General features: G+C 72.8%; 16 protein-coding genes. 10 read left to right on the forward strand and 6 right to left on the reverse strand.

What is annotated here, in order from left to right:
• Positions 1-111: 111 nt before the first annotated feature.
• The 3 genes from KBY32_RS29310 (at position 112) to KBY32_RS29320 (ending at position 3,335) form a co-directional block, all read left to right on the forward strand.
• The gene (locus tag KBY32_RS29310) at positions 112-630 is read left to right on the forward strand and encodes a gluconokinase (RefSeq protein ID WP_055622843.1); all 519 of its coding nucleotides are present in this window, start codon (positions 112-114) and stop codon (positions 628-630) included.
• A 41-nt stretch (positions 631-671) separates the two neighbouring features.
• Positions 672-2,069 carry a GntP family permease gene (locus KBY32_RS29315; RefSeq protein WP_210982220.1) on the forward strand — a complete coding sequence of 466 codons (1,398 nt, stop codon included), beginning with the start codon at positions 672-674 and terminating at the stop codon, positions 2,067-2,069.
• Between the two features lie 177 nt (positions 2,070-2,246).
• A complete protein-coding gene (locus KBY32_RS29320; protein ID WP_210982221.1) occupies positions 2,247-3,335 on the forward strand; it encodes a hypothetical protein in 1,089 nt (362 codons plus the stop codon).
• 39 nt (positions 3,336-3,374) lie between these two features.
• On the opposite strand, the gene KBY32_RS29325 is transcribed toward KBY32_RS29320, so the two are convergent.
• The 4 genes from KBY32_RS29325 to KBY32_RS29340 form a co-directional block, all read right to left on the reverse strand.
• Positions 3,375-3,998, reverse strand: coding sequence for a cytochrome b/b6 domain-containing protein (locus tag KBY32_RS29325; RefSeq protein ID WP_210982222.1), 624 nt, complete (start codon positions 3,996-3,998; stop codon positions 3,375-3,377).
• Positions 3,982-4,728 (reverse strand): molybdopterin-dependent oxidoreductase, encoded by a 747-nt coding sequence (locus KBY32_RS29330; protein WP_210982223.1) that lies wholly within the window; start codon positions 4,726-4,728, stop codon positions 3,982-3,984. Before KBY32_RS29330 ends, KBY32_RS29325 begins: the two co-directional genes overlap by 17 nt.
• An 87-nt stretch (positions 4,729-4,815) precedes the next feature.
• Positions 4,816-6,363, reverse strand: coding sequence for an APC family permease (locus tag KBY32_RS29335; RefSeq protein ID WP_210982224.1), 1,548 nt, complete (start codon positions 6,361-6,363; stop codon positions 4,816-4,818).
• A 63-nt stretch (positions 6,364-6,426) separates the two neighbouring features.
• Positions 6,427-7,371, reverse strand: a complete 945-nt coding sequence (locus KBY32_RS29340) for a hypothetical protein (RefSeq protein ID WP_210982225.1) — start codon at positions 7,369-7,371, stop codon at positions 6,427-6,429.
• A gap of 308 nt (positions 7,372-7,679) precedes the next feature.
• Between KBY32_RS29340 and KBY32_RS29345 the strand changes: the two genes are divergently transcribed.
• The 4 genes from KBY32_RS29345 (at position 7,680) to KBY32_RS29360 (ending at position 9,963) form a co-directional block, all read left to right on the forward strand.
• Positions 7,680-8,582 carry a DMT family transporter gene (locus KBY32_RS29345; RefSeq protein WP_115506305.1) on the forward strand — a complete coding sequence of 301 codons (903 nt, stop codon included), beginning with the start codon at positions 7,680-7,682 and terminating at the stop codon, positions 8,580-8,582.
• An 80-nt stretch (positions 8,583-8,662) separates the two neighbouring features.
• Positions 8,663-9,178 carry an NUDIX hydrolase gene (locus KBY32_RS29350; protein ID WP_210982226.1) on the forward strand — a complete coding sequence of 172 codons (516 nt, stop codon included), beginning with the start codon at positions 8,663-8,665 and terminating at the stop codon, positions 9,176-9,178.
• A 66-nt stretch (positions 9,179-9,244) separates the two neighbouring features.
• Positions 9,245-9,637 carry a YidH family protein gene (locus tag KBY32_RS29355; protein WP_055622955.1) on the forward strand — a complete coding sequence of 131 codons (393 nt, stop codon included), beginning with the start codon at positions 9,245-9,247 and terminating at the stop codon, positions 9,635-9,637.
• Positions 9,634-9,963, forward strand: coding sequence for a DUF202 domain-containing protein (locus KBY32_RS29360; RefSeq protein WP_210982227.1), 330 nt, complete (start codon positions 9,634-9,636; stop codon positions 9,961-9,963). The genes KBY32_RS29355 and KBY32_RS29360 overlap by 4 nt, the downstream gene beginning before the upstream one ends.
• Before the next feature lie 99 nt (positions 9,964-10,062).
• On the opposite strand, the gene KBY32_RS29365 is transcribed toward KBY32_RS29360, so the two are convergent.
• Complete coding sequence (locus tag KBY32_RS29365) at positions 10,063-11,010, reverse strand: NADP-dependent oxidoreductase (protein ID WP_210982228.1); 948 nt, start codon at positions 11,008-11,010, stop codon at positions 10,063-10,065.
• Positions 11,011-11,123: 113 nt separating this feature from the next.
• Here KBY32_RS29365 and KBY32_RS29370 point away from each other — a divergent pair, with 113 nt between their 5' ends.
• The 3 genes from KBY32_RS29370 to KBY32_RS29380 all read left to right on the forward strand — a co-directional run bounded on the left by KBY32_RS29370 (position 11,124) and on the right by KBY32_RS29380 (position 13,854).
• Positions 11,124-11,423: a hypothetical protein gene (locus KBY32_RS29370; RefSeq protein ID WP_210982229.1), complete on the forward strand. Its 300-nt coding sequence runs from the start codon at positions 11,124-11,126 to the stop codon at positions 11,421-11,423.
• A gap of 168 nt (positions 11,424-11,591) precedes the next feature.
• On the forward strand, positions 11,592-12,635 hold the full coding sequence (locus KBY32_RS29375; RefSeq protein WP_055622832.1) for a phosphotransferase family protein: 1,044 nt from the start codon (positions 11,592-11,594) through the stop codon (positions 12,633-12,635).
• Positions 12,636-12,639: 4 nt separating this feature from the next.
• A complete protein-coding gene (locus KBY32_RS29380; RefSeq protein WP_115506300.1) occupies positions 12,640-13,854 on the forward strand; it encodes an acyl-CoA dehydrogenase family protein in 1,215 nt (404 codons plus the stop codon).
• Positions 13,855-13,908: 54 nt separating this feature from the next.
• Here KBY32_RS29380 and KBY32_RS29385 read toward each other — a convergent pair whose 3' ends face one another.
• A complete protein-coding gene (locus KBY32_RS29385; protein ID WP_055622830.1) occupies positions 13,909-14,502 on the reverse strand; it encodes a TetR/AcrR family transcriptional regulator in 594 nt (197 codons plus the stop codon).
• Between the last annotated feature and the right edge of the window lie 6 nt (positions 14,503-14,508).

A 14,508-nucleotide genomic window follows, 5' to 3' on the forward strand; every position in this document is an offset into this window, starting at 1 on the left:
ACGGGAACAAAAAGTCAGACTTATATGTCACACACTCTTGATTAGTCGTACCTAATGGGTTTCAGTGTCGGTCGACATCACGTGTCGACGAGGACAGACAGTGAGGCAGCGATGAACACCCCCCATGTCGTCGTGGTCATGGGCGTCGCGGGCACCGGGAAGACCACCATCGGTCCCCTGCTCGCGGCCCGTCTCGGCGTTCCCTACGCCGAGGGCGACGACTTCCACTCCGAGGCCAACATCTCCAAGATGTCGGCCGGCACTCCGCTCGACGACGACGACAGGTGGCCGTGGCTCGACGCCATCGGCGCCTGGGCGCACCGAAGGGCCGGGCTCGGCGGAGTGGTCAGCTGCTCGGCGCTGAAGCGCTCGTACCGCGACCGGTTGCGGGCCGCCGCACCGGACGTCGTGTTCGTGCACCTCGCGGGTGACCGCGCGGTGATCGAGGACCGGATGTCGCACCGGCAGGGGCACTTCATGCCGACCGCGCTGCTCGACTCCCAGTTCGCCACCCTCCAGCCGCTCCAGGAGGACGAGGCGGGAGTCGCCGTGGATGTGGCCGGTACCCCCGAGGAGATCACCGAACGGGCCGCCAGGGCTCTGTCGGCGCTCCCCGAGCCGACCGCGTAACCCTCCCCTCCCCACCCCCCGTACCTGCAAGGGAAATCCCCGTGACCAGACTCAGCGTCGAGATGCTGGCAGCGGACCCCGTCGAGCCCATCACCTCGGCGGGACACGCTCAGCTCGGTGTCGCCGTCCTCTTGGGCATCGCCGTCATCGTGCTGCTCATCACCAAGTTCAAGCTCCACGCCTTCCTGTCCCTGACCCTCGGGTCGCTGGTGCTCGGTGCGATCGCCGGGGCACCGCTGGACAAGGTCATCGCCAGCTTCACCACCGGCCTCGGCTCCACGGTGGCGGGCGTCGGCGTACTGATCGCCCTGGGCGCCATCCTCGGCAAGATGCTCGCCGACTCCGGGGGCGCCGACCAGATCGTCGACACGATCCTCGCGAAGACCGGCGGCCGTTCGATGCCGTGGGCGATGGTGCTGATCGCGTCCGTGATCGGACTGCCGCTGTTCTTCGAGGTCGGCGTCGTCCTGCTGATCCCCGTCGTGCTGATGGTCGCCAAGCGCGGCAACTACTCGCTGATGCGTATCGGCATCCCGGCGCTGGCCGGTCTGTCCGTGATGCACGGCCTGGTCCCGCCGCACCCCGGTCCGCTGGTCGCGATCGACGCGGTCGGCGCCAACCTGGGCGTCACGCTGGCCCTCGGTGTCCTGGTCGCGATACCGACCGTGATCATCGCCGGTCCGGTGTTCTCGAAGTTCGCCGCGCGCTGGGTGGACGTCCCGGCGCCGGAGCGGATGATCCCGCAGCGTGTCACCGAGGACCTGAAGAAGCGTCCCGGCTTCGGCGCCACCCTGGCGACGATCCTGCTGCCGGTCGTCCTGATGCTGTCCAAGGCGCTGGTCGACATCGTCGTGGACGACCCGGAGAACACCGTCCAGCGGGTCTTCGACGTCGTCGGCTCGCCGCTGATCGCCCTGCTCGCCTCCGTGATCGTCGGCATCTTCACGCTGCTGGCGCCGGCCGGGTTCGGCAAGGAGCGCATCTCGCCGCTGGTCGAGAAGGGCCTCGCGCCGATCGCGGGCATCCTGCTGATCGTCGGTGCGGGCGGTGGCTTCAAGCAGACGCTGATCGACACCGGTGTGGGCCAGATGGTCCTGGACATCTCCAAGGACTGGTCGATCCCCGCGCTGCTGCTGGCCTGGCTGATCGCGGTGGCGATCCGGCTGGCGACGGGTTCGGCGACGGTGGCGACGGTCTCCGCGGCCGGTCTGGTCGCCCCGCTCGCGGCCGACATGTCGACCACGCACACGGCCCTGCTCGTCCTGGCCATCGGCGCCGGCTCGCTGTTCTTCAGCCATGTCAACGACGCCGGGTTCTGGCTGGTGAAGGAGTACTTCGGGCTGAACGTCGGCCAGACCATCAAGACCTGGTCCGTCATGGAGACGATCATCTCGGTCGTGGCCGGCGGCACGGTCCTGCTGCTCTCGCTCATCCTGTAGCGGTACGGCGACTCGGGCCCCACCCGCTCCTCGACACGGCGTCACCGGTGTCGAGGGGCGGGTGGGCCTGCTCCCGACGTCTTCATGACTTCCCCCGGAGCGCGAAGACACCGATGATGTGGTGATCCCCCGGAGGCCGCCGCGGCCGTCGGGGGCACGGACGTCGGGGGGGGTGTCATGGCGGTTTCCCTCGGGATGCGCATCTCGGGGCTGCTGTTCGTCGGCGCGGTGGCGGTGGCCGCCGCCGCCTTCACGGACACGGGCGGCGACCGCGCGGACGGCGGGGGCGGTGGCGGTCCGGCGGTGACGGCCGAGCCCTCTACGAGTCCGGCCTCGCCCTCCTCCTCCCCCGCGGCCCGTCAGCGCCCCGACGGGCACATCGGCGCACCCGCGCTCACCGGTGTCCCCGGTGCCGTCGCGGGCGGCGGTTCGGTACGCCGCTCCGCGGATCCCGCGCCAGCCCCGTCCCCGACCCGCGTCGCGGCACCGGCCTGGCTGCCGCCCGGCCCCGGCTCACCCGACGCCGACGGCACCGCCGACCCGGCGAGCGCCTACGACCGGCTCCGGGACCCCGCCGCGTGCGGCACCGCTCTGAATGGTGCCCCGGAGGGGGCGGCCGGCGACGAGTGGACGCTGCTGCGGGCCCTGTCCTCCGCCTGTCTGGCCGTACGGGGCGAGGGCGGCGACTGGGAACAGGCGAGCCGGGACCACGCGGCCCTGGCGGGTGCGGTCCAGTCCTGCAAAGGACGCGCCGCCTACGCCGTACTGGGCGGCCTCCTCGACTTCCACCGGCGCAACCCCGGCACCACGGTCCGGCTGCGCCCCTCGGCGGGCGGAACCCCGGCGTGCGGCTACCGGATCACCGGGGTCGACACGGGCGGCGACGGCACGGCACGCCCCGCCGACGTGATCGGCATCGAGCTGACGGACCCGTACTTCGACCCGGCCGAGCTGCCGGGGGCGGTGACGGTGACGGTGGGCGGCCGCCAGGTGCCGGGCGCCCCGCTCCTCGGCCCCCGCGGCGGCGGCACGGTGGTCCTGTCCGTCGTGGTGCCGGCGCTGGACCCGGGCACGGCGGACGTGACCGTCCGGTACGGCGGCACCGAGGTCCGCCTCCCCCAGGCCTTCACGGTCCCGCCCCCACCGACCGCGCCCACCGGCCCGGACCCGGCCCCCGACGCGGGCCCCGCCCAGGAGGGCGAGACGGAGCGACCGGCCGGGGGTGAGGCACCCGGGCTGGGGTCGCTGGACGTGACCGGGCGATAGGCCGCGCGGGGGCGTGCTACGGCTGCCGCGGGCGAGGCCTCACGGGCGCCACAAGGAGTGTTCCCGGTCGGCCCAGGCGCGGGTGACCAGGCCTGTGCGTAGGCCTCGGCGGGCTTCTGGGTCGGCCAGGGCCATGCCGATGTGGGCGGCCAGGACGATGCCCAGGGTGAGGGCGAGCCAGTCGTGGACGAAGGTGGCGCTGGTGCGCCGGCGCAGTGGGGTGAGGTCGGTGAACCACATCAGCAGGCCGGTGCCGAGCATCACCAGGGTCGCGCCGGCGAGCCAGTTGGCGTAGATCTTCTGGCCGGCGTTGAACTTGCCCGCGGGGCGGGAGCCGTGGCGGCGGTCGCGGCGCAGGGCGGCGCGGAGCCAGGTCCGGTCGTGGGGGCCGAAGCGGTTGAGGAGGCGCAGGTCGCGGCGGAAGGCGCGGGAGGCGAGGCCGGCCAGGGCGGGCACCGGCAGGGCGAGGCCCGACCACTCGTGGACGCGGACCACCAGTTCGCGGCGGCCCACGAGCTCGGCGAGCTGCGGGACGTAGAGGCAGGCCGCCGTCACCACGCACACACCCATCAGCGCGGCGGTGGCCCGGTGGACCCGGCGTGCGGCCGGGGTGAAGCGTCGGACGTCGGTGGCCGGGCGCGGTGTGTCAAGTCGTGGGGTCATCGTCCCGTCCGTTCGAGCCGCCGACCCAGGCGTCGACGTCGTAGCCCCGCTCCTCCCAGTAGCCGGGCCGCACGTCCCGGGTGACCGTGATGCCGGAGAGCCACTTGGCGGACTTGTAGAAGTACATGGGGGCGACGTAGAGGCGCGCGGGGCCGCCGTGGGCGTGGCTCAGGTCCTCGTCCCGCATGCGCAGGGCGACCAGGACGTCGGAGCGGCGGGCCTGGTCGAGGGTGAGGCTCTCGGAGTAGGCGCCGTCGAAGCAGGTGAAGCGCACGGCGCCTGCTCCGGGGCGCACTCCGGCGGCGTCGAGCAGCTCGGACAGCCGTACGCCTTCGAAGGGGGTGGCGGGGACCCGCCAGCCGGTGACGCACTGGACGTCGCGGACCAGCCGGGTCTGCGGGAGGGCCCGCAGGTCGGCCAACGAGTAGGAGCGGGGGCGGTCGACGAGGCCGCCGACGGTCAGGCGGTAGTCGGTGGCGCCTTTGCGGGGGACGGAGGAGGTGACCGAGTAGTAGCGGAAGCCGCCGCCGTTGGGCAGCAGGTCGGTCAGGCCGGTGGGGTCCTTGTCGGACGCTCCGGCGAGGAAGGACTCCAGGCCGCGTTGCAGGGTGGGCGCGGTGACCACGCCGAGGACGCCGAGTCCGAGGGTGCCGAGGAGCACGCGGCGGCCGACGGGCCTGCCCTGTTCCTCGCCGTCGTCCTCGGGGGCGCCGGGCTGTTCGGGGTTCACCTTCTCATTCGAACACCCGCGGCCCGGGCGGGGCCAGGGATCGCGGGTGTTCGTCAGAGTTCCGTCATCTCTCGCGGAGGGCGGCCGTCATGGGGTGTCCTCCGCGGCCTTGTCGAGCTGGAACGCCTCGTTGCCGAGCCCGATGCGGGCGTGCCGTTCGGGGGCGCGGGAGCGCAGCAGCAGGCCCTGGACCACCCCGGCGGCCAGCGCGAGGAGGATGACCGAGGGCAGGATCCAGGCCAGGGCGGAGCCGGGTCCCGCGCCGATCAGGACGTCGAAGTCCTTGACCGTGTAGACGACGATGAAGAGCAGCGCCAGGACGGACAGCGCGGAGGCGGCGAGCCGCCAGAACTGGGCCGCCACGGCACCGCGCCGGACGAAGAAGGCGATCACGGAGACCGAGGCGGCGGCCATCAGGGCGGTGACGCCGAGCGCGCCGAGGCTGCCCATCCAGGTGAAGAGGTGCAGGACGGGCGCGGTGGGGTCGCCGGCCGGCTTGTCGTCGGTGAGCGCGAAGGCGGCGACGGCGAGGACGGAGACCCCGGTCTGCAGGAGGGAGCCGGTGCCGGGGGCGCCGCTGGCTCCGCTGGTGCGGCCGAACGCGGCGGGCAGCAGTCCCTCGCGGCCCATGGCGAAGGCGTAGCGGGCGACGACGTTGTGGAAGCTGAGCATGGCGGCGAACATGCCGGTCACGAACAGCACGTGCAGGACGTCGGTGAAGGTCTCCCCGATGAGGTCCTCGGTGAGGAAGAAGAGCATGCCGGCGCTCTGCTCCTGTGCGGTGCCGACGACGGCGGAGGGCCCGGTGGCGACGGTGTACGCCCAGCAGCTGACCGTGTAGAACACCGCGATGCCGCCGATGGCCAGGAACATCACCCGGGGCACGAGGACGTGCGGGCGGCTGGTCTCCTCGGCGTAGACGGGCGCCTGCTCGAAGCCGAGGAACGCGGCGACGCAGAAGCACAGGGCGGTGCCGATGCCGGCGCCGGTGAGGGTGTCGGGATTGAAGGCGTGCAGCGACAGGCCCTCCTTGGCGGGGTCGGCGATCGCGGCGACGTCGAAGATGACGACGAGGGCGACCTCGATGACCAGCAGGACACCGAGCACGCGCGCGTTGAGGTCGATCTTGAGCCAGCCCAGCGCGCCGACGGCGAGCGCGGCGAGCAGTGCCGGTATCCACCAGGCGATCTCGAGGTCGAGGTAGGTGGCGAAGAGCCCGGAGACCTCGAAGCCGAAGATGCCGTAGATGCCGACCTGGAGGGCGTTGTAGGCGACGAGCGCGACCGTCGCGGCACCGGCGCCGGCCGTGCCGCCGAGGCCGCGGGAGATGTAGGCGTAGAAGGCGCCCGCGTTGTGGACGTGCCGGCTCATCTCGGCGTAGCCGACGCTGAAGAGGGCGAGGACGAGGCCGAGGATGACGAACAGCAGCGGCTGTCCGAGGATCCCCATCACCCCGAAGGTCGTGGGCATGACACCCGCGACGACCATGAGGGGCGCGGTCGCGGCGAGGACGGAGAGCAGCAGGCCGGTGGTGCCCAGCCGGTCGGCGCGCAGGGCGCGGTCCTGCCCCTTGAACGTACTGATCCCGCCGCTGTCGGCGGTGGCGCTGCTGGTGCTGGAACTGCCCGTCGTCATCGAATGTCCGTCCTTCGTCGGTCGGGTGGCCCTGGGTGTGTCCTGGATGGGGTTCCGCCGCTCTCAGACCGTGCCGAGCGCGGTGTCGCGGGCGGCGCGGAAGGCGGAGTAGGGGTCGCGGTCGGGGTACGACCACGGTGAGGGGGTGGCGTGGTCGCCGATGCGGTGGAACAGCGCGGCGGCCTCGGCGCCCCGGCCCTCGCAGACCTTGGCGTGGGCGAGGAAGTTCAGGTCGATCAGCCGGCGGGGGTGGCCCTCCTGCTCCCACTCCAGCCACCAGTCGAAGGCGGAGCGCATCACCTGCCGGGCCCGGCGGCCGGTCCAGTGCCCGGAGGCGGCCGCGTCCCGGGGTTCGTGGCCCGTCGCCGCGAGGACGCGGAAGCGTTCGGTGTGGGCGACGACCGGCAGGACGGCGAGCGGGGAGTCGGCGGGGGCCCGCTGCGCGGCGTCGAGGGCGAAGTCGTACACCGCGTGCAGGGGGCCGTCGGCGGTCCGCTGCTCGGCGAGCCGGGCGACCACCAGATGGTGGGCGTGGTGGTGGTCGGCGTACCGGGCGCGGATCTCGGCGAAGCAGTGCCACATCTCCGGCTCGGTGCCGAGAGCGCTCTCGAGCATGAGCAGGCCCAGCCAGGGGGTGGGGTCGGCGGGCAGGCGCGCGGCGGCCGTACGGCAGGCCTCACGGGCGCGGGGCGGCTTCTCCTTCCCGCGCAGCGCGAGCCGCACCTGGGCGTGGGCGAGCAGGACGGCCGCGTCGCCGGAGTCGGGCTCGGCGAGCAGCCAGTCACGGGTCCAGGCGGCGCAGTAGGGCTCGACGGCGAGGACGGTCACACGGTGTCCTCTGCGGTCCCAGTCGTCGCCCGTCCGGGCGAGCAGGGAGCGGACCGTCTGCCAACGGCCCTGGGAGAGGGCGGTACGGGCGGCGGCGAGCTCGGCGTCGTCCAGTGCCGCGTCGAAGGTGTGGCCGGAGCGCTTGCGGCCGCGGCCGAGGGGGGGTGGGGGTGGGGACACCGGTCTGGGTCCTGGGAGCGCGTCGTGGGCTGTCATCGTGTGGTCACGCACAGCAAACCCTCCACCAAGGGTCCTCGTCAAGAGTCGTCGGCGTGTTACACGCGTCAACTGGCGTGATCTGTGGGGTAGTTGTTACTAGGGGGGTGTCCGGATTGGCACGATTTGATGGGAGTGTGTGGCGTAGGTCATGGCGGCGGGGTACCCGGTCCCTCACACTTGCAGGACGCGCATGCCGGGAATGAGGTCGCTACAGTCGGCCTCTACGCACCCCGTCCCCCTCCCCCGGCAGGATGATCGAGGTACGCAGCGTGTCGCTCCAGATCCTCATACTCGCCATCGCCGCCGCGTCCTGTCTGGGCTTCGGCTTCGTGCTCCAGCAGAACGTCGCCCAGCGGGCGCCGCTCAACGACTATCTCTCCCCCCGGCTGCTGCTCGACCTGATGAAGGTCCCGCGCTGGCTCGGCGGCATCGGTCTGATGGTGGTCGGCATGGCGCTCGGCGCAGCGGCGCTGGGCCAGGGCGAGGTCTCCCTCGTGGAACCGCTGCTCGCCACGAACCTCCTCTTCGCGCTCATGCTCTCCCGCCGCCAGACCAAACAGCCCCTCGGCCGCCAGGGCTGGGCGGGCCTCGCGCTGCTCGCGGGCGGTGTGACGGCGTTCATCGTGGCCGGGCAGCCCCACGGCGGCTCGGCGAGCGGCGACTCGTTCCGGCAGTGGCTGATCATCGGCGTCATGGTCGGGGCGGCCCTGCTGCTGACGGGGTACGCGAAACGCTCCCGGCTCAACGCCGGCCCCGCCCTGCTCGCCACGGCCGCGGGGCTTCTCTACGGCGTCCAGGACGCCCTGACCCGGATGACCGGGGAGCGGTTCGCGGACGGCGGCCTCTCCGCGGTGCTGACCAGCTGGCAGCCGTACGCCATCGTCGCGCTCGGCCTGACCGGTCTGGTGCTCGTCCAGAGCGCCTTCGAGACGGCGTCGCTGCGCATGTCCCTGCCCGCGCTGACCGCGGCCCAGCCGCTGGCGGGCATCCTGTGCGGGGTGGGCTTCCTCGGCGACCGGCTGCGCACCGACGCGGGCGCACTGGCGTGGGAGTCGGCGGGCCTCGCGGGCATCGTCGTCGGCATCATCCTGCTCGGCACGCACCAGGCCATGCCGTGCGGCGCGCAGCAGACCAAGCGCGCGGCGGCCGTGGTCCCGGCTCCGCTGAGCTGACCCGCCGCAGTCCTCGGGGGCCCTCCTGCTTGCTCGGGGGCCCCTCCTGCTTACCCGGGGGCCCCTGCTTGGATGGCCCCATGAGCGCTGCTGACGAGATCCTCGACATCGTCGACGAGCGGGACCGGGTCGTCGGGCGGGCCCCGCGCGGTGAGGCGTACGCCCGGGGGCTGCGTCACCGCTGCGTCTTCATCGAGGCCCGGGACGCCGAAGGCCGGCTCTTCGTGCACCGGCGCACCCCCACCAAGCTGGTCTTCCCCTCGCACTACGACATGTTCGTCGGCGGCGTGGTCGGCGCGGGCGAGTCGTACGACGACGCCGCGCTGCGCGAGGCCGAGGAGGAACTCGGCGTGAGCGGCCTGCCCCGGCCCGTGTTCCTCTTCAAGTTCCTCTACGACGACGGCGCCGGGCAGACCTGGTGGTCGGCGGTGTACGAGGTGCGCTGCGCGCCGCCGGTGGACCCCCAGGTCGAGGAGGTCGCCTGGCACGGCTTCCTGACCGACGAGGAGCTGGAGCGGCGGCTCCCGGAGTGGCCGTGGGTGCCGGACGGCCTGGCGGCGTACGAGCGGCTGCGGGCGCACCGGGCGGGCCGCTGACCTGCGGGCGGCCCGCGGGCGGAACCGGCCGCGCCGGTGGACCGGCGCCCGGTTAGGGTCGTGCGTGTGATCGAACTCGTGCGCAACGTCCGGCTGTGGTTCGCGCCGGAGCGGATCCGGCAGGAGGGCGGTACGCCCGACTACCGGTTCTCGCTGGCGAACGAGCGCACCTTCCTCGCCTGGCTGCGGACCGCGCTGGCGCTGGTCGGCGGCGGTTTCGCGGTGGACCAGTTCCTGCCCGACCTGCGCTGGGGCTGGCGGGTCGGACTGGCGCTCGCGCTGCTGGCCGCCGGGGTGCTGTGCGCGCTGCGCGCGGTGAACCACTGGGTGCGCTGCGAGCGGGCGATGCGCCGGGGCGAGGACCTTCCGGTGTCGCGGTTCCCGGCGCTGCTCGGGGTCGTGGTCGCGCTGGTGGCCGTGGCCATGGTGTTCGTGGTGCTCGTCGGGTGGGACACATGAGCGGCGGGCCGGCGGCCGGGCCCGTACGGGACCCCGGGCTCCAGCCCGAGCGGACGCGGCTGGCGTGGCGGCGGACGACGCTGGCGGCCACGGTGGCCGCCGTGCTCGCCGCGAAGAGCGCGCTGCGGGGCGGGGTCTCGGTGAGCGGGGCGGTCGGCGGTGCCCTGTGCTGTGTCCTGTGGCTGGGGTTCCTGGCGCTCGCCCACCGCCGGATCCGGCTGCTGGCCGCGTTCTCCGAGCCCCGGGCCCTGGCCCCGCGCCACGCGACGGCCACGGTTGTGGTGACGGTGGCGCTGGCGGTGTGCGGGGCGGGGCTGCTGCTGTGAGGCCGTCCGCGGCTCGGGGCAGCGCGGACGGCTGACCCGAGCCGCGGACGGCTGCCACTGCGCCCACCCGCGCCGCCCCGGCGGCACGACTGCCCGCTGCTACGTCGGCATGACGGTTTCCCAGTCCACCGTCACCACGATCTTGCCGGGGGTTCCGCCTTCCTCGCTGAGGCGGTGGGCCTCGGCCGCCCGGTCCAGGGGGAGCGTGCGGGCGACGCGGACCGAGACGACGCCCTGTTCGGCCAGTTCGGAGAGCCGGAACAGGTCGTCGGGGTCGGGGCGGGTGAAGTGGTAGCGGCCCCCGTAGTCGACGACGTCGGGGTCGGCGATGGAGACCAGGCGTCCCTCGGGGGCCAGCAGGTTGGCCGAGATCTTCAGGGCGTCGCCGCCGACCGTGTCGAACACGGCGGTCACCCCTTCCGGCGCGAGCCCCCGGACCCGCTCGGCCAGCCCGTCCCCGTACGCGACGGGCTCTCCGCCGAGTCCGCGTACGAAGTCGTGGTTGCCGGGGCTCGCGGTGCCGATCACCCGGGCGCCCGCGTGCCGGGCGAGCTGGACGGCGAGGGAGCCGACCCCACCGGCCGCCGCGTGCACAAGGATGGTCTCGTCCCGTCTGACCTGGAGGGTCTTCGTGAGCACCTGGTAGGCGGTCAGGCCCGTGAGCGGCAGTCCGGCCGCCTCCTCCCAGGTGAGGTTGCGGGGCTTGCGCGCGAGGGTGCGCACGGGCGCGGCGACGTATTCGGCGAAGGTGCCGTGCGCGAGGACGTCCTGGCGGACGTAGCCGATGACCTCGTCGCCGACGAGGAACTCGGTGACGGCGAGTCCGGGCTGGACGACGACACCGCAGACGTCCCAGCCCGGCACCACCGGAAAGACGGGCTCGATCAGCTGGTCCAGATGACCCTCGCGGCACTTCCAGTCGACCGGGTTGACCGCCGCCGCCCGCACCTTGACCAGCACGGAGTCCGGGCCGACCCGGGGGTCGTCGACCTCCCCGTATGCGAGCACATCGGGCCCGCCGTAGCGTGAGTAGCTGATGCCCTTCATGGGTCCGACCCTCCGGGGCGGCACCTCGCCGCGCAAGCGGAATGCCCTGATATGCGCCGTTCGCGTGGCAGCCTGGGCGCCGTCGGATCCCGCACCTCCCGAAGGTGAGCACCATGACCACCCAGCACGTCGCACACTCCGCCGCCCATCCGCACGCCCACGGTCCCGGCTGCGGGCACACCCCGGTGCCGCACGGCGACCACACCGACTACGCGCACGACGGGCATCTGCACCGCGAGCACGCGGGCCACTGGGACGAGTGCGTCAGCGAGGAGCACGTCCCGCACGGCGAGCACACCCACCGGCACGGCGAGGGCTGCGGGCACGAGAGCGTCCTGCACGGCGACCACGTCGACTATCTGCACGACGGGCACCGGCACGCGGCGCACGAGGGCCACTGGGACGACCACTGAGCCCACCGGCGCACGACCGGCCCCACAGACCCCGCAGCTCCCCGGCGCTCCGCCCGGGGAGCTGCCGCCGTGACGTGGGACCGATCACGTTGGGGCGCCCCTCTGGACGGCATACCGACTGGTCGGCATCATAAGTCGGGTCACGTTCACCCGTCCCGAGGAGCACCGATGAGCCCCGACCATCCGCCCGGACTCGATCTCGACCGGCTGCGCGGCCTGCTCGAGCGCGAGCTGCCCGGTCTGGCGCAGGGTCCGCTGACCGGCCGGCTGATCGAGGGCGGACGGTCCAACCTCACCTACACCGTCTCGGACGGCACCTCCCGCTGGGTCGTACGCCGCCCGCCGCTCGGTCACGTCCTCGCCACCGCGCACGACATGAAGCGCGAGCACCGCGTGATCAGCGCGCTGCACCCGACCAGTGTGCCGGTTCCGCGCCCGCTGCTGCTGTGCGAGGACGAGGAGGTGCTCGGGGCGCCGTTCTACATGATGGAGTTCGTCGAGGGCACCCCGTACCGCACGGCCGGCCAGCTGGCCCCGCTCGGCCCGGAGCGCACCCGGGGCGCGGTGCTGTCCCTGGTGGACACCCTCGTCGGGCTGCACGCGGTGGACCCCGCTTCGGTGGGCCTGGAGGACTTCGGCCGCCCCGAGGGCTTCCTCGACCGGCAGCTGCGCCGCTGGGGCAAGCAGCTGGACGCCTCCCGCAACCGCGACCTGGCCGGCATCGACGAGCTGCACGCGACGCTGGGCCGCCGGCTGCCGGACTCCCCCGCCGCGACCGTGATCCACGGCGACTACCGCCTGGACAACGTGCTGATCGGCACCGACGACCGGATCAAGGCCATCCTCGACTGGGAGATGTCCACCCTCGGCGACCCGCTGACCGACCTGGGCCTGCTGGTGATGTACGGCATGCCGCTCGGGATGCCCGACTCCCCGGTCTCCACGACCGCCGAGGCCCCCGGCCACCCCTCACCCCGCGAGCTGATCGAGCGGTACGCCGAGCGGTCGGGCCGCGATGTCTCGGCGGTGTCCTGGTACACGGCGTTCGCCTGGTTCAAGCTCGCCGTGATCCTCGAGGGCATCCACTACCGCTACACCCTGGGCCAGACGGTCGGTCGCGGCTTCGACCGCATCGGCGACCTGGTCCCCGTCTTCATCCAGCACGGTCTGACCACGCTCCGCGACGGCATCGACGGCATCCAGGAAGGCTGAGGACATGGACTTCGCGTTCGACGCGCGCACCGAGGAACTCCGCGCGAAACTGCTGGCCTTCATGGACGAGCACGTCTACCCGGCCGAGGCCGTGGCCGAGGAGCAGCGCGCCCTGCTGGCCTCGCCGTGGGACACCCCGGCCGTGGTGGAGGAGCTGAAGGCCGAGGCCCGCCGGCAGGGCCTGTGGAACCTCTTCCTGCCGGACACCGAGTACGGCGCCGGTCTCACCAACCTCCAGTACGCGCCGCTCGCCGAGATCACCGGCCGCTCCCCGCATCTGGCGCCCACCGCGACGAACTGCGCGGCGCCGGACACCGGGAACATGGAGGTGCTGGCCCAGTTCGGCGACGAGCGGCAGAAGAAGCAGTGGCTGGAGCCGCTGCTCGCGGGCGAGATCCGCTCGGCGTTCGCGATGACCGAGCCGGAGGTGGCGTCCTCCGACGCCACCAACATCACCACGCGGATCGAGCGGGACGGCGACGAGTACGTCATCACCGGCCGCAAGTGGTACATCTCCGGCGCGATGAACCCCGACTGCGCGATCTTCATCGTGATGGGCAAAACGGACCCGGACGGCGCGGACATCCGCCGTCAGCAGTCCATGGTGCTGGTGCCCCGGGACACCCCGGGCGTCACGGTCAAGCGCGCGATGCGGGTCTTCGGCTACGAGGACCACTCGCACGGCGGCCACGCCGAGGTGGTCTTCGACCAGGCGCGCGTGCCCGTGGCCAACCTGGTCGGCGAGGAGGGCGGCGGCTTCGCCATCGCCCAGGCCCGGCTCGGCCCCGGCCGCATCCACCACTGCATGCGGCTGATCGGCATGGCCGAGCGGGCGATCGAGCTGATGTGCCGGCGGGCGGCGTCCCGTACGGCGTTCGGCAAGGCGCTCGCCCAGCAGGGCGTGGTGCAGAACTGGATCGCGGACGCCCGGGTGACCGTCGAGCAGCTGCGGCTGCTGGTGCTGAAGACGGCCTGGCTGATGGACACCGTCGGCAACCGGGGCGCCCACACCGAGATCCAGGCCATCAAGATCGCCACTCCGCGCGCGGTCGTCGACATCATCGACCGGGCGATCCAGCTGTACGGCGCGGGCGGCGTCAGCCAGGACTTCCCGCTCGCGGAGCTGTACGCCTCGGCGCGGACGCTGATGATCGCCGACGGGCCGGACGAGGTGCACCAGCGGTCGCTGGCGCGGCGGGAGCTGAAGAAGTACCTGTAGCGGCACGCGTGCGGGGCCCCGGTGGAAGTCCACCGGGGCCCCGCACGGGCATGTTCAGGGGCGCAGGGCGCGCAGCAGCAGGTCGGCGAGGTGGTCGGCGACCTCCTGCGGGCTGAGCGGGCCGTCGGGCCGGTACCACGTGGACAGATGGTGGACCGAGCCGAAGTGGTAGTCGACGACGAGGTCGGCCGGGGTCGCCGTGGAGAAGACGCCGGTGCGCTGGCCCTCCTCGATGAGCGCACGGAAGCGTTCGTGGTAGCGCCGGCGCTCGGCGCGCACCAGTTTGTTCTTCTCGGGGCTCAGATGGTGCATCGAGCGGAAGAAGATCGAGGCGTCGTCGAGGTTCTCGATCGTCGTCACCACCACGTCCGCGGCGGCGCCCCGCAGCCGCTTCTCCACGGGCTCGTCGGCGTCCGCGAAGGCGTCCAGGCGCTCCTGCTGGACGCGCAGCACCCGGGCGTACACCTCGTGCAGAAGGTCGTCCTTGGAGCCGAAGTAGTGGTAGAGCGCCCCCTTGGTGACGCCGGCCGCCTCCACGATCTCCTGCACCGAGGTGCGGTCGTAGCCCTGCTCCGCGAAGAGCCGGGTGGCGGCGGCGAGCAGCCGCTGCGGGACGGGCGTGCCGTCACCGTCCGTCGTCCTGGCCACTGTGCC

The sequence above is a fragment of the Streptomyces sp. RK62 genome, from assembly GCF_018070255.1.
In the GTDB taxonomy this organism is placed as follows: Bacteria; Actinomycetota; Actinomycetes; order Streptomycetales; family Streptomycetaceae; genus Streptomyces; species Streptomyces nigra.

Excerpts from the sequence above, each read along its gene's own strand:
- KBY32_RS29310 (WP_055622843.1), top strand. The coding sequence starts at position 112 with ATGAACACCCCCCATGTCGTCGTGGTCATGGGCGTCGCGGGCACCGGG.
- KBY32_RS29320 (WP_210982221.1), top strand. The coding sequence starts at position 2,247 with ATGGCGGTTTCCCTCGGGATGCGCATCTCGGGGCTGCTGTTCGTCGGC.
- KBY32_RS29325 (WP_210982222.1), bottom strand. The coding sequence starts at position 3,998 with ATGACCCCACGACTTGACACACCGCGCCCGGCCACCGACGTCCGACGC.
- KBY32_RS29335 (WP_210982224.1), bottom strand. The coding sequence starts at position 6,363 with ATGACGACGGGCAGTTCCAGCACCAGCAGCGCCACCGCCGACAGCGGC.
- KBY32_RS29350 (WP_210982226.1), top strand. The coding sequence starts at position 8,663 with ATGAGCGCTGCTGACGAGATCCTCGACATCGTCGACGAGCGGGACCGG.
- KBY32_RS29360 (WP_210982227.1), top strand. The coding sequence starts at position 9,634 with ATGAGCGGCGGGCCGGCGGCCGGGCCCGTACGGGACCCCGGGCTCCAG.
- KBY32_RS29365 (WP_210982228.1), bottom strand. The coding sequence starts at position 11,010 with ATGAAGGGCATCAGCTACTCACGCTACGGCGGGCCCGATGTGCTCGCA.
- KBY32_RS29370 (WP_210982229.1), top strand. The coding sequence starts at position 11,124 with ATGACCACCCAGCACGTCGCACACTCCGCCGCCCATCCGCACGCCCAC.
- KBY32_RS29375 (WP_055622832.1), top strand. The coding sequence starts at position 11,592 with ATGAGCCCCGACCATCCGCCCGGACTCGATCTCGACCGGCTGCGCGGC.
- KBY32_RS29380 (WP_115506300.1), top strand. The coding sequence starts at position 12,640 with ATGGACTTCGCGTTCGACGCGCGCACCGAGGAACTCCGCGCGAAACTG.